At 69.8% G+C, this 13,814-nt stretch carries 8 protein-coding genes and 2 tRNA genes; 4 read left to right on the top strand and 6 right to left on the bottom strand.

Translation table 11 applies throughout. The features are described 5' to 3' along the window. Nucleotides 1-1,346: 1,346 nt before the first annotated feature. The 4 genes from QE388_RS10310 to QE388_RS10295 form a co-directional block, all read right to left on the bottom strand. Nucleotides 1,347-1,420, bottom strand: a tRNA-Met gene (locus tag QE388_RS10310). Nucleotides 1,421-1,453: 33 nt separating this feature from the next. Next, nucleotides 1,454-1,525: transfer RNA gene (locus QE388_RS10305), tRNA-Thr, on the bottom strand. 64 nt (nt 1,526-1,589) lie between these two features. Continuing rightward, nucleotides 1,590-3,098, bottom strand: coding sequence for a M23 family metallopeptidase (locus QE388_RS10300; protein ID WP_307385170.1), 1,509 nt, complete (start codon nt 3,096-3,098; stop codon nt 1,590-1,592). 213 nt (nt 3,099-3,311) lie between these two features. Next, nucleotides 3,312-4,112 carry an inositol monophosphatase family protein gene (locus QE388_RS10295; protein WP_275799398.1) on the bottom strand — a complete coding sequence of 267 codons (801 nt, stop codon included), beginning with the start codon at nt 4,110-4,112 and terminating at the stop codon, nt 3,312-3,314. 61 nt (nt 4,113-4,173) lie between these two features. On the opposite strand from QE388_RS10295, the gene QE388_RS10290 reads away from it, so the two are divergent. The 3 genes from QE388_RS10290 (at nt 4,174) to QE388_RS10280 (ending at nt 7,966) form a co-directional block, all read left to right on the top strand. Further along, nucleotides 4,174-5,754 (top strand): NAD(P)/FAD-dependent oxidoreductase, encoded by a 1,581-nt coding sequence (locus QE388_RS10290; protein WP_307385168.1) that lies wholly within the window; start codon nt 4,174-4,176, stop codon nt 5,752-5,754. Between the two features lie 130 nt (nt 5,755-5,884). Further along, the gene (locus tag QE388_RS10285) at nt 5,885-7,336 is read left to right on the top strand and encodes an HNH endonuclease signature motif containing protein (RefSeq protein WP_307385166.1); all 1,452 of its coding nucleotides are present in this window, start codon (nt 5,885-5,887) and stop codon (nt 7,334-7,336) included. 57 nt (nt 7,337-7,393) lie between these two features. Beyond that, complete coding sequence (locus QE388_RS10280; protein WP_307385164.1) at nt 7,394-7,966, top strand: adenylyl-sulfate kinase; 573 nt, start codon at nt 7,394-7,396, stop codon at nt 7,964-7,966. Here the strand turns inward: QE388_RS10280 and QE388_RS10275 are convergent. Continuing rightward, nucleotides 7,963-9,405, bottom strand: coding sequence for a PLP-dependent aminotransferase family protein (locus QE388_RS10275; RefSeq protein ID WP_307385163.1), 1,443 nt, complete (start codon nt 9,403-9,405; stop codon nt 7,963-7,965). The two genes, QE388_RS10280 and QE388_RS10275, sit on opposite strands and share 4 nt — an antisense overlap. Nucleotides 9,406-9,486: 81 nt before the next feature. On the opposite strand from QE388_RS10275, the gene QE388_RS10270 reads away from it, so the two are divergent. Next, complete coding sequence (locus QE388_RS10270) at nt 9,487-10,161, top strand: pyridoxamine 5'-phosphate oxidase family protein (RefSeq protein ID WP_307385162.1); 675 nt, start codon at nt 9,487-9,489, stop codon at nt 10,159-10,161. A gap of 135 nt (nt 10,162-10,296) precedes the next feature. Here QE388_RS10270 and QE388_RS10265 read toward each other — a convergent pair whose 3' ends face one another. Continuing rightward, the gene (locus QE388_RS10265) at nt 10,297-13,749 is read right to left on the bottom strand and encodes a bifunctional proline dehydrogenase/L-glutamate gamma-semialdehyde dehydrogenase (protein WP_307385160.1); all 3,453 of its coding nucleotides are present in this window, start codon (nt 13,747-13,749) and stop codon (nt 10,297-10,299) included. Between the last annotated feature and the right edge of the window lie 65 nt (nt 13,750-13,814).

Here is a 13,814-nt window from a genome sequence, read left to right as displayed (position 1 = left end):
TCACCAGAATCAGGTCTGAATCGCCCGGCGCACTGCATGCTCGAGAGCGGCGGGCTATCCATTGGCGCGCCGCGTTCGCAGCCTTGGTCTGCGTATCAGTCGCCGTGTTCTGCGTCCTGACTGCGGTTCTCTTCTTCGCGTCCACGGCTAGCTACACAGACGAAGGAGAGGAAGGCTATGCGATCGCAATTGCCTCCGCTCTCGCGCTCTTGGCCGTGGGCCTTTGCGTAGGCGCTGCGAGGTGCATAAGCGGTCTCGGGACCCTTACCGCGGCTCCCTCTCTTCTGCTGACGTCCACGGTGACGCTGGTCTGGGCGAGCGTCACGGTTGCCGCCTATCTCGTTGGCGCGACAAGCGGATCGAATAGCGACCTTATGACTTTGACAGGGCTGACTATCCCCGGAGCACTCGTCGGACTCCTCGGCATGGTCCTTGCAACCGCTGTGATGGTCATCGGGCGCAAAGCTGATTCAACGGGGGTAGCGCGAGATCAATTGTTCTCGGCGGAGTGAACCTTGGGTTGCTCGGCCCGCGCCGCTAGCTTGCGTCGAAACCAGCAGAGGACGGGGTCAACGAGGTCGGCTCGTGCGGCAGTCCCCACGCGGATGGGCTCATCTCCGGAGCCCGCAACATCGACGCCTCAGAGTGTCCCCACTGGCCTACCAACAGAGATGATGCAATGCTCCGACGCCTAGCCGCGATAGCCTCTGCCACCCTTCTCCTGACCATTGGACTAGCGGCTTGCGGTGGGCGCGAACCCGAATCCAGACCGCAGCCTCCGGCGGCCTGGGACGGGGGCCGGAACGATACCGATGCCAGCGATACGGAACCGAGAATGTCGTTGATGATCTCGCCCGGGGGTAATGCCGAACTGACGAATGTGCCAGAAGGGCAATGGGTGAGGACCGATTCCGGAATCTGTTGGGACGACACAGGTGAGGTCTACTCGGGTGCTGCAACGTGGGACTGGTTCTCCGAGACCGGCATTGAGGTGAAATTCGAAGACTCCGCAGTCATCTTCTGGGCATGGCCCGGCAAGTTCGGAAGCTACGACTGGTCGGAGTTCAAGATGGTGAACTGTCGGCGCGATCGAACATGGGGCATGCGACTGACGTGCGGATCCGCCGGCACCGTGGACCTCCCGCCATGCAGAGTCGCATCGGAGTAGGTGGTCGCCGAAAACGATCGTTTCCGGGCCGAGCTTGGTACGAACCAATAGTTCCGCGACGGGCAAGGAAAGCGTTTCCCGGAGAACATCGATCTAAGCAACCACCGCACGATCCACGCGGAGGGTCCGCCCTGGCCTCGAGGATTGTTCGAGTAAGGCAGCTAACCCCTCTGAGAAGTAGCGGGAGCGGGGCTTGAACCCGCGACCTCACGATTATGAGTCGTGCGCTCTCACCAACTGAGCTACCCCGCCGCACGGCATCCGGTGTTCGAAAGTGATGCCTTGAGCCCCGAGTCAGGATTGAACTGACGACCCCTTCCTTACCATGGAAGTGCTCTGCCACTGAGCTATCGGGGCGTACCCGGATCTCTCCGGGCAACTAGAAGAGGATATCAGAGCCGAGGCCCGATTCCCCAATCGGTCAGCCTCCCGCGTGCTGCCGCAGCCACGCGATCGGGTCGATCGGCGTGGTGCCGTTCTGAAGGATCTCGACGTGCGTGTGAGCACCGAACGAGCGGCCGGTGTTGCCGGTGCGTCCGAGGAACTGTCCGACGTGCACGTGCTCGCCCGGGGTGACCTGCAGCGAGCCGTACTGCATATGTCCGTAGCGGCTCGAGACGAGCTGACCGTCGATCTCGTGGTCGATCAGCACGGTGACGCCGAAGGCCCCGCCCTGCTCGGTCGCGATGCGGACGGTTCCGTCGGCGATCGCCTGCACGGGGGCACCCTCGCCGGGCACGAAGTCGGCGCCCTCGTGGAAGCCGCCGTCGCGCATGCCGAAGCCGTACGAGATCGACACGCCGACCGCGAAGGGCCACTGGATGGGCGAGTTCGGGTTGTTGACGTAGAAGTTCGACGGGTACTTGATGCCCGAGTCGATGGCCATCTGCGCGTAGGTCGACGCCTGGTAGCCGTCGTCGGCGCGGTCGACGACGGCGGCCTGCGACTCGGCGGGGGCCACGTACGCCTGGATGGCCTGGCTGTCGCCGACGTCTCCGCCCGACGTGTCACCGGCCGCGAGCGTGACGGTCGCGGGCTGGGTGGTGTCGGGCGCCGTGACGCTCGACGTACCGCTGGCCGAAGCCAGCGCGCTCACGGGCATGGTCATGCCGACGGTCATCAGGCCGACGAGACCCATGACACCGACCGAGAACGACGCGGCCGCGATGCGGCGGCCGTTCCGACGCGTGCGGGGAGCCGCGGCGACCGGGAGTCCCTGAGTGACGGGCTGGGTGGGGGCGGCGACCTTGGGGGCCGACTGCTCGGAGGGCTCGCCGGTGAAAGCGAAGAGGCGGGCGGCCGCCTCGAATTCGTCCACGACGTCGCTGTCAGCGGCCGTGGTCGCGGCGGGACCGAAAGAAGCGCCCGTGGGCGCGTCCTGCGCGGGCTTTGCGGCCTCGGGCTTCACGGTCTGAGGCTGCGCCTCGGTGTCCGCGATCTCCGCGGGGGCCACGGGTCGACGACGGGTCCGCCGCGTGGCGGGAAGAGTGATGGGAGAGGTCGGCAGCGTGACCGGGGTGGTCGCGGTCGCGGGCTCGGCGCTCTGCAGGATGACCGCGATGTCGCCCTCGTCGGACTGGCGCTCGTCGACGACGGTCACCGACAGGGCATCGGCGTCGACGGAGGAGGACTCGGATGCCAGGACCTCGACGCCGGCCTCGGAGGAACGCTGCTCGGAAGCCGGGGTCGCCTCGGCCGCGCGGCTCGACCGTCGGCGGGGAGGAAGCGTGGGCTCGATCGTCGCGGCGATGACGGTCTCGACGACGGCCGCGGCAACCTGCTCGACCATGGCCGACTGGGCAGCCACCTCGGCATCGACCGGGGCGGGTTCGCTGGGGGTGGCGGCATCCGGAGTCGATTCATCCAGGACGGCGGGAGCGGTGCGGCGGCGCATCTCGGCCCGCGTGAGCTGCGGGGTCGAGGCGGGCACTGCGGTGGGTCGACTGGATCGCCGGGTGCGGGCGGGCTCAGTCTCTGGGGCTTCTGACGGCAACGCGCGATGGCTCTCGTGTCGTGTCGCAGGCGCGACGGCTTCGGGCTTTCGGGGCTTTTGCCATTTCCGCTTGTTCGGGTCGCGAAAATAACGATCGGGTAAACAGACTAACCCGGCGGGACTGTGAATGCCATGAGTGCAGCCCCGATCTCACCTGTCGTAGTCGAGCAGCTCCTCCAGGCGCGGGAAGAACGCGGGCCCCGCGGCGATGACCATTCCCTTGCCCGGACGGCCCCCGGGAGCGCCCCCGAGCATGCCACCCGCTTCCTCGACGAGGAGCGCCCCCGCCGCGTGATCCCAGGGGTTGGTGCCCTTCTCGTAATAGGCATCCATTCGTCCGGCGGCGACCGAGGCGAGGTCGAGCGAGGCCGCCCCGATGCGGCGGACGTCGCGCGCGATGGGCATGACCCGGCCGAGCTGAGCAAGAGTGGGCGGGTGCGTGGCGGGGTCGTATCCGAAGCCGGTGGCGACGAGGCCCCCGGCCTCGCCCACATCGTTCGTCACCGCGAGACGCGTGTCACCGAGCCAGGCGCCCCCACCGCGCGAGGCGCGGAACATCTCGCCGGTCAGGGGGTTGTAGACCGCACCGGCGAGCGCGACCCACTCGGCCGGATCCGCGGGGCCCTCGACGGCGGCGATGCTGACCGCCCACGCCGGGATACCGTAGGCGTAGTTGACGGTGCCATCGATCGGGTCGACGACCCACGTGACGCCGGTGGCGCTCTCGGTGGCCGCGGACTCCTCTCCGAAGAACCCGTCCCCCGGACGCACGCGCTCCAGCTCGGCGCGCACGAACGCCTCGACCTCGCGGTCGGCGGCGGTGACGATGTCGGCGGCGGCCGATTTGGTCGCGGCGACCGTCACTCCTTCTTCTCGGCGGCGACGTGCGAGGTCACCGGCCTCTCGGGCGATGCGGGTGGCGATGTCGAGCAGTTCCGCGGCGAGGGTCATGGCATCCACGCTACTGCGCCACCCCCTCGGTGCGATTCGGGGTCATCGCTAGCGTGGGGGCATGACCGCTTCGGAAACTCGCCGGTACGACGTCGTCATCGCGGGAGGAGGACACAACGCCCTCGTCGCCGCGGCCTACCTCGCCCGGGCAGGGCGATCGGTGGTGGTTCTCGAACGGTCGGATGCCGTGGGCGGCGCCGCCGTGTCGGAACGACCGTGGGCGGGGGTCGATGCACGCCTGTCGCGGTACTCGTACCTGGTCAGTCTGCTGCCGCGGAAGATCATCGACGATCTCGGCCTGCGGATCGACCTACGGCGTCGGCGGTACTCGTCGTACACGCCGGATCCGGCTGATCCATCGCGCGGGATCCTGATCGACACACAGGATGCCGAGGCCACCGCCGCCTCGTTCACCCGAACGCTCGGTGATGCCGGCGACGCCGAGAGGTACGCGGCGTTCGGGGAGCGTCTGGCGCCGCTGGCGCGCGCGGTCTTCCCGACCATGACGGAGCCGCTGCCGACCGAGGACGAGGTTCGGGACCGCGTGGGTGACGACGAGCTGTGGTCGGCGCTCACCTCGCGTCCGCTCGGCGACCTGCTGCGCTCGTCGTTCGAGAGCGACCTCGTGCGCGGGATCGCGCTGACCGACGGACTCATCGGGACCTTCGCGTCGTCGGACGATCCGTCGCTCGCGCAGAACCGGTGCTTCCTCTATCACGTGATCGGCGGCGAGACCGGGCACTGGGACGTCCCCGTGGGCGGGATGGGCGCCGTCACGGCCGAGCTCGAGCGGGTCGCGCGCGAAGCCGGGGCCGAGATCCTCACGGGCATCGACGTCGTGTCGGTCTCCCCCGACGGAGAAGTGCACGGTGTGACCGATCGACCCGAGGTCTTCTACGGCTCGCTCGTGCTCAGCGGCGTCGGGGAAGCGGTGCTCGCGCGGCTCCTGACGGCCGGCGGGACACCGACCTCGGTCGACGAGCCGGAGGGAGCACAGGTGAAAGTCAACATGCTGCTCTCGCGGCTCCCCCGACTTCGCGACCGCTCCGTCTCACCCGAGGCGGCGTTTGCGGGCACGTTCCACGTCAACGAGACCATGACGCAGCTCGACTCGGCCTTCGTCGCGGCGACGGGCGGGATGCTGCCGGATCCGCTTCCCCTCGAGATCTACTGCCACTCGCTGACCGATCCGTCGATCCTCGGCGAGGAGTTGCGCGCGAGCGGAGCGCAGACGTTGACGCTCTTCGGGCTTCACGTGCCGCATCGCCTCATCGACGACACCGATCCCGTCGCGGCCGGCGCGCGCCTATTGGCGGCAGCGCAGCAATCCCTCGACGCGGTGCTCGACGAGCCGCTGCGGGACTGCATCCTGCGGGCGCCGGACGGGCGGTTGTGCATCGAGGCGCGCACCACCGCGGATCTCGAGGAATCGCTCAACATGGTCGGCGGGAACATCTTCCACGGCGGACTGTCGTGGCCGTGGCTTGCTGCGCCCGTTGCCACCCCGTCCGCGCGATGGGGCGTCGCGACGGCGCACTCGCGCGTGCTGCTGTGCGGGTCGAGCGCGCAGCGTGGCGGCGCGGTGAGCGGGATCGGGGGACAGAACGCGGCGATGGCGGCGTTGGAGATTCTCGAGGGGTGAGGAGGGTGGGGGCGCTCGAGGTCGGAGGCCTCGAGTGCGACGGCGACGGCGCGCGCGTACTCGGGTGAGATTCCGCGACAGCGGGGTGAGTTCGATTGAGACATTCGAACATAGTTTCTATCGTGGAGCCATGACCGATCTCCTCGCTCCCCCCTCTCCCATGGGGCCGAGTCCCGACGACGGCGACCGCCTCCGCGCGCTGGTCGCCGAGATCCGCGCGGTCACCGCCGACGTCGCGCGCCTGCAGGCCACGCTGATCCGGCAGCGAGCAGAGGTCATGCAGATCGCACTCGCAGAGGTCGCACGGGCAGGCTCCCGCGCGTCACGAGAACGCGAGATGCCGATCCGTTCGGCGGCTCTCGAGATCGCGGTGGCGACCAAGTCGCACGACCTGACCGTCCAGCGAGAGCTCGACGACGCGTACACGCTGACCGAGAAATTCAGCTCAACGGTCGATGCGCTCGAATCGGGTCGCATCACGCTCCGGCACGTTCAGGCGGTGCTCGAGACAGGGGTCGCCATTGATGACGACGAGACGCGAAGAGGGTGGGAGGAGGTCGTTCTCTCCCGCGCGGAACGAGACTCCCCGGCGCGCGTGCGGGCCTTCGCGCGCGAACTCGCGGAGAGTGTTCAGCCGGAGGGGATGACAACTCGGCATGCCCGCGCAGCACGAGCGCGGGGAGTGAGCGTTCGCGACCTCGCGGACGGCATGGCCGAGCTGAGCGTCATCCTGTCCGCGACCGTGGCCTATGGCATCCGGGACCGTCTGCGCCGACAGGCCGCGGTGATCCGGGCGTCGAGCAGAGCGGTGGCCGGAGATGGCGGAACCGACGAGCTCGCGACGGGCGGGCTCCCCGGTGACACCGCGACAGCGGCCGATCGCGCGACCCCTTCACGGGCGGACACCCCTCGCGTTTCCCCTGACGAGCGGACGCTCGCGCAGATCGGGGCCGATCTCTGCGCCGACCTTCTCCTGACGGCCGCTCCGACGATCGACCCGACGACCGAGGCGACGTGTCCCGGCGGCCTCGGCGCGATTCGCGCTCAGGTCCAGATCACTGTGCCCGTGCTGACGCTCCTCGGGCACACCGACGCGGGTGCGGCCGTCGCCGGGCGAAGCCCCATCGACCCGGAGTCGGCACGGCACCTCGCTGCCCACGCTCCGGGGTGGGATCGCGTCCTGTGCGACCCCGTCACGGGCACGGTGCTCGAGGTCGACCGTTACAGCCCGTCCGCCGCCCAGCGCCGCTACCTCGCTGCGCGCGACCAGCACTGTCGCGCTCCGGGGTGCCGTGCACCGCTGACCCGGTGCCAGCTCGATCACAATCACGAAGCACAGCACGGCGGCGCGACCACGCTGACGAACCTGTGCCACCTGTGCGTGCGGCATCACACCCTCAAGACAGAGACGGCGTGGAGCGTGACTCAGGAGTCTGACGGCACGCTCCGCTTCCGGAGTCCGCTGGGTCAGCACGTGACGGAGACTCCGCCGCCGCGGATCATGTTCCTCCCGGATTCAGACGGAGCGGGCGAGGGCTACACCACCGCAATCTCGACCCCGCCGGACGCCGCGCCGTTTTGACGGAACGTTTTCGACCCCGACGCCGCACCGATCGCGCGATGCCGACATAATTCGGGGATGATGCGCGTGCTTCGCGGCGGTGTCCCACCGAAGGACATGCCGCTCACAGAAGTCATCTTCATCGGGGGCCGATCCGGCGTGGGCAAATCCACGGTGGCTGCGGAAGCGTCGCGAATCCTCGCGGCACACGGCGTACGGCACGCCGTCATCGAGGGCGACAATCTCGACCAGGCATATCCGGAACCCTGGCGAGAGGGTATTGCTCTCGCTGAGCACAATCTGACCTCGATGTGGGCCGCCTATCGAGCCCTCGGATACCACCGGCTGCTGTTCACGAACACCGTGAGCATCGCGCAGGTCGAGGCCCTGTCGGCCGCGCTGGCGGCGGCCGGTGGCGAGGTGCGGGCCCACACCGTTCTGCTGACATCGACCGACGCTGCCGCAGCGGAGAGACTCGCTCGGCGCGAGTGGGGCACGTCCGTCGACGAGCACATCGCCCGGAGCAGACGCGCGGCCGCGGAGCTCGACGCACACGCCGCCGATGCGCGGATCGCGACGAACGGGCGCTCCCCCGATGACATCGGGCGAGAGATCCTGTACGGGGCGGGGTGGCTCACCCGGCCCGATTAGGGACCACTCAGCCTTTCCGCCGCACCGCTGCCCGCGACTTCGGCCCGCAGGACGCCGATCATCGCAGCGACCGCCTCCATGAGAGCCACGGTCGACGGCTCGGCGTACCCGAACACGAAACCCGCGGGAAGCGGCGCAGACGCAACGCCAGCCGCGTACCGTGACAGCGGTTCGACCCGCACACCGCTCTCAGCCACGCCGGCCACGATCGCGCGTTCCTTGTCGAGTCCCTGTCCGGCGAGCAGGACCACGGCGTGCAGTCCACCGTCCGTCGCCACGAGTTCGACCCCCGGCACGTTCGCGAACGCCTCGAGCAGCAGCTGCCGACGATGCCGGTAGTCGCGCCGCCGTCGGGCCGTATGGCGGGCGAGCGCCCCCTCGGCGAGGTACAGCGCCAACGCATGCTGCTGCACGAGCGAGACCGGGAGATCGAGGTCCTCGCGCGTCGCACGGATCCGCTCGCCCACCGGTCCGGAAGCGACGACCCATCCGCACCGCACGGCCGGCGTTAGGACCTTCGACATGCTGCCGATCAGCACCACGCGGGACGGATCCAGGAGCGCCAAGGGCGGCAGGGGTGCCCGCCCGTGCGGGAACTCGCTGTCGTAGTCGTCCTCGACGACGATCACGTTCTCCTCTGCGGCCCAGGCCAGAAGGACCGCCCGCTGTTCGGCATCCAGTCGACTGCCCAGCGGGTAGTGGTGATTCGGCGTCACGATCAGCGCGTCGAGATCGCGGTGCTGAGCGAGGGCGTCGAGATCGAGCCCGGATCCCACCCGTACGGGGATCGGCACAGAGTCGATACCGAGACGCCGAAGGACCATGCGCACGCGAGGGTAGCCCGGGTCCTCGATGCCCACGCGAAGTCGCTCCCGACCGCGCTCGGATCCGAGCGCGAGCAGGGTCAGCAGCATCGCATCGCTGGTGCCGGCGGTGACGATGACGTCGTCCGCCGCGACCCCGAGACCGCGGGTGCGCCCGAGGTGCCTCGCGATCTCCGCGCGCAGGGCGGGGAACCCCTGCGCGTCGTCGACGTCCGACGCCGGGTCGAGGGCGGCCGCCCGCCGCCAGGCCGAGCGCCAGGCTGCGTCAGAGAGACCCTCGGTGCGGGGGCGGCCGGGACTGAGATCGACCTCATCGTCCGACGCGGCCGCGGGCACCACCGTCGGCGCGGGTCGCTCGGCCGAACGGGTTACAAGATCGGCGACCACCGTCCCTCCCCCCGGAGTGGCGAGAAGGTAGCCCTCGCCCGCGAGGATCTCATACGCCGCCACGACCGTTCCCCGGGCGACCCCCAGGTCGGCGGCGAGGGCTCGCGTGGAGGGCACCGGCTCTCCACCGCTCACGCGCCCGTCCAGAACAGCGGCTCGCAAGCCGTGCGCGAGTTGCTCATGCAGGGGCACGGCGGAGCGCCGATCCAGGATGCCAAGGGAGATCACCGCGACAGTTTGCCACTGGTCCACGCGGAACGGCACGAATTGGTCTACGTACTAGACCAGTCGATCGAGTGAACTCGGAGAATGACCGACCTCCCTCTCACCGCCCAAACCCGCGTCCGCCGCGAATCCCACTACCAGGTCACCGATCGTGCGGCCCTGTACGACGTGATCGACGGCGCCCTCTCCGCCACCCTGGCTATCGTGCGCGACGATCGCCCCGTGGCGCTTCCGATCGGCATCGGCCGCGACGGGGACGACCTCCTCATCCACGGGTCGACCGGAAGCGACTTCTTCCGCCGCATCGCCGCGGGCGCGCCGGTGTGCGTCACGGTGACCCACCTCATGGGCCTGAAGTACGCGCGCTCCCTGTTCGACAGCTCGATGCGGTACCGGTGCGCCGTCGTGCACGGGGTGGCATCCGTGGTTCCCGCCGAGGAGAAAGAAGCGGCGCTCCTGACGCTCTCGGAGCACCTCATGCCGGGGCGCGGCCTCGAGGTGCGACCGATGACGGGACGAGAACTGGCCGCGACCATGGTGCTGCGTATCCCGCTCGCCGTGGCCAGCGTCAAGGACAATGCCGGTTCGATGGTCGAGGAGGACGACGACGGTGAGGACCGCTCGGTGTGGGCCGGCACGCTACCGCTGCGGATGAGCGTGGGCGACCCCGTCACGTCGCCTCAGACGCGGGAGGGGACGCCCGTTCCGGCCTCGGTTCGACGTGCGGCCGAGCGGGTGACGGCCTCGGGCACGGCCTGACCCGCGACCACGGGCGGACCGTCATGCGGAGTCGAGACGCGACACGCCGCCGCGCACCCACGCGGTTCCGCGCGCCGACACCGAACTCCGCCTGACGGCGCGCGCACGGCTGCGATACCCGACGGCGCCACGAACTCAGCCGGCGGACACCAGCGGCGGCACCGCATGCCGCCGCGGTGTCCCGAAGCGGTGCGCGGTAATCGACACGGCCTGCTCCCGCAGGAAGGGCAGCAGCTCGACCTGCCCGGCGCGCGTGACGTCGCCGGCGTAGACGGCCACCGATGGCGATCCCCCGGTGACCTCCGCGACCGCGGCGATCGACCCACCCAGCAGGCGCACGCGGCCACCCGAACGCGCGAGACGTGCGGCGCGACGGCCCCACTCCGCGGCGTCCTCGACGGCGAAGCCGACGCTCACTCCCTCGAGCCACGCACGCACCGCGGGAGACAGTTCTCGCGCGGAGCTCACGACGACCGGGGAACCGGCCCGAACCCCCGCGGCGACGACCCGCACCAGCGTCGTCTCCGACGCCTCCTCCACCCGCACGGTCACCGGCACCGCCGCGTACCGCAGCACGTTCTGCTCCGACTCGAGCCCCGTCACATCGCGCGCGAGCGAGAACTCCGAGGCCCATGCGGCGGAGTCGCTCGCGAGAGCGGATGCCAGCCACGCACGGTCCGCGGCGGGCACGGCGGCGAGCGCCGGAGCGGCGAGCGCGTCCGGACCCGCAACGGCCTCGTTCTCGGCATCCGTCCACGATCCGAACCCGAACAGGTAGTGCGGGCCGCCGGCCTTGGTTCCCGCACCCACCGCCGACTTCTTCCATCCGCCGAAGGGCTGGCGCTGCACGATCGCTCCCGTGGTGCCGCGGTTGACGTAGACGTTGCCCGCCTCGATGCGCGCGAGCCAGGCGTCGATCTCGCCGGAGTCGAGCGCGTGCAGACCGGAGGTGAGGCCGTACTCGATCGCGTTGACGATGTCGATCGCCTCGTCGAGCGTCTCGGCAGTCATGATGCCGAGCACGGGACCGAAGTACTCCGTCCGGTGGAAGGCGCTACCGGGCTGCACGCCCCCGCGGATGCCGGGACGCCACAGACGACCCTCGTCGTCCAGGCGGCGCGGCTCGACGACCCAACGTTGGCCGGGCTCCAGAGTGGTCAGCGCCGAGAGCAGCTTCCCCTGCGCGGGCTCGATGAGGGGGCCGACGCGCGAGGCCTCGTCCCACGGCATCCCGACCTCGAGCGAGATCACCGCGTCGACGAGCTGGTCGCGGAAGCGGCGCGAGCGGGCGACGGAGCCGACGAGGACGACGAGGGATGCCGCGGAGCACTTCTGACCGGCATGCCCGAACGCCGACATCGCGATGTCCTTCGCGGCGAGGTCGAGGTCGGCACTGGGGGTGACGATCACGGCGTTCTTTCCGCTCGTCTCGGCCAGCAGAGGAAGGTCGGGACGGAACGAGCGGAACAGCTCGGCCGTCTCATAGGCACCCGTCAGCACGACGCGCTCCACCGCGGGGTGCGTGAGCAGCTGCCGACCCAGGTCGTTCTCCGACACCTGCACGAGCTTCAACACGTCGCGAGGAACGCCGGCCTCCCACAGCGCCTCGACCATCACGGCGCCGGAGCGCTCGGCGAGTGCCGCGGGCTTGATGACGACGGCGGAGCCCGCGGCGAGCGCCGCGAGAGTGGAGCCTGCGGGGATCGCGACGGGGAAGTTCCACGGCGGGGTCACGACGGTGACACCGACGGGGGTGAACCGCGCTCCGTCGATCGACGCGAGCGCCCGGGCCTGCTCGGCGTAATAGTGCGCGAAGTCGATCGCCTCCGACACCTCGGGGTCGCTCTGCTCGATGACCTTGCCGCACTCGGCGCCCATGACCTCGATGAGGTCGGCGCGACGCGCCTCGAGGGCATCGCCGGCCCGGTGCAGGATCTCGGCGCGCCCGTCGGCCCCGAGCGCGTGCCACGCGGCGGCGGCGTCCGCGGCATCCTGAATCAATGTGTTCAGAGCCGCTTCGTCGGTGACGGTGTGGGCCGCGATCGTGTCGATGCCCAGCGAAGAGCCCTGCATCCGCGTCACGATCCCGGCGGCCCACCGCCGGTTCGCCTCGATCGCCGGGTCCGAGTCGGGGGTGTTGCGGAAGCCCCGGGTCGGCGCGGGAGCAGCGGGCGCGGTGCGATCCTGCACCCGGTTCGAGGCGGGAACGCCGGAAGGCATATCGGCGAGGGATGCGAGGAAGCGATCGCGCTCGCGGGCGAACAGCGCCTCGTGGGTGTCGAGGTCGAACACCGCCGACATGAAGTTCTCGCTCGACGCCCCTTCCTCGAGCCGTCGGATGAGGTACGCGATCGCGACGTCGAACTCCTGCGGGTGCACCACCGGCGTGTAGAGCAGGATCGACCCGACGGTGCGGCGCACGACGGCCTGCTGCGCGGTGGCCATGCCCAGGAGCATTTCGACCTCGATGCCGGCCGTGACGCCCCGCCGCTCCGCGAGCAGCCAGGCCAGGGCGACGTCGAACAGGTTGTGTCCCGCGATGCCGATCCGCACGTTCTTCGTGTGCTCCGGCCGCAGCGCGTAGTCGAGCACCGCCTTATAAGAAGCGTCGGTCGCCTGCTTCGACGGCCAGGTCGCGAGCGGCCAGTCGTGCACGTCGGCATCGACCCGCTCCATGGGCAGGTTCGCGCCCTTCACGACGCGCACCTTGATGGGCGCGCCCCCGGATGCCACCCGCGCGGCGGTCCACTCCTGCAGGCGGATCGTCGCGGCGAGGGCGTCGGGCAGATAGGCCTGCAGCACGATGCCGGCCTCGACACCGTGGAACTCCGGCTCGCCGAGCAGGGTCTCGAACACCGCGAGGGTGAGGTCGAGGTCTTTGAACTCCTCCATGTCGAGGTTGAGGAAGGTGCCGGTCTGCTTCGCCACGCGGTACAGCGGGCGCAGAGCCGACACGGCATCGGCGACGGCGGCGTCGAACGCCCACGGCGTGTGGGGGGCGACGGTCGACGAGACCTTGATCGAGACGTAGTCGACGTCGTCGCGCGCGAGGAGCCTGCGGGTGCCGGCGAGCCGGCGCGCTGCCTCCTTCTTGCCGAGGATCGCCTCACCGAGAAGGTTCACATTGAGACGGATGCCGTCTCCTCGGCCGCGGATCGCGGTGATGGCCGCGCCGAGCTTGTGATCGCTCGCGTCGACGATGAGGTGACGCACCATCGACCGCAGCGCGAGGCGTGCGGCGGGCACGACGACTCGCGGGAGGATCGGCGCGGTGAACGCGCCGAGGCGGATCGCGGCCTTCAGGTGCAGCGGGAGGAACCCCGGGATGAGCGGGGTCAGCGCGGCGAGGTTGCGCGCGGCGACCCGCACGTCCTCGGGGCGCACGACACCGTCGACGAAACCGACGGTGAAGTCGAGGCCGTGCGGATCGCGCAGCACGCCGGCGAGACGCTCGGCCGAGACGTCGACGGGCTCGTCGCGACTCTCGGCGAGCCAGCGGCGCACGAGGGCGATCGCCTCGTCTGCGAGCTCGTGCGGAGACACGAGGGCTGCGGGAGTGGCGGGGGCGTGCTGGTCGGTGAGCGACATGGCGATCCTTCCTCGGATGCCCTCAGTGTGCAGCCCGGATCTCATCGGGAAAAGCGATCAATAGC

The organism is Microbacterium sp. SORGH_AS_0969 (assembly GCF_030818255.1).
Lineage (GTDB): Bacteria > Actinomycetota > Actinomycetes > Actinomycetales > Microbacteriaceae > Microbacterium.
The sequence above is the reverse complement of the archived record's forward strand: the minus strand, read 5'-3'. Positions and strand labels throughout refer to the sequence as shown.

What these genes read in the sequence shown, in the direction of transcription:
- QE388_RS10295 (WP_275799398.1), bottom strand. Translation starts at nt 4,112, where the DNA reads ATGACCCTCGCCGCGGAACTGCTCGACATCGCCACCCGCATCGCCCGA.
- QE388_RS10290 (WP_307385168.1), top strand. Translation starts at nt 4,174, where the DNA reads ATGACCGCTTCGGAAACTCGCCGGTACGACGTCGTCATCGCGGGAGGA.
- QE388_RS10285 (WP_307385166.1), top strand. Translation starts at nt 5,885, where the DNA reads ATGACCGATCTCCTCGCTCCCCCCTCTCCCATGGGGCCGAGTCCCGAC.
- QE388_RS10280 (WP_307385164.1), top strand. Translation starts at nt 7,394, where the DNA reads ATGATGCGCGTGCTTCGCGGCGGTGTCCCACCGAAGGACATGCCGCTC.
- QE388_RS10270 (WP_307385162.1), top strand. Translation starts at nt 9,487, where the DNA reads ATGACCGACCTCCCTCTCACCGCCCAAACCCGCGTCCGCCGCGAATCC.
- QE388_RS10265 (WP_307385160.1), bottom strand. Translation starts at nt 13,749, where the DNA reads ATGTCGCTCACCGACCAGCACGCCCCCGCCACTCCCGCAGCCCTCGTG.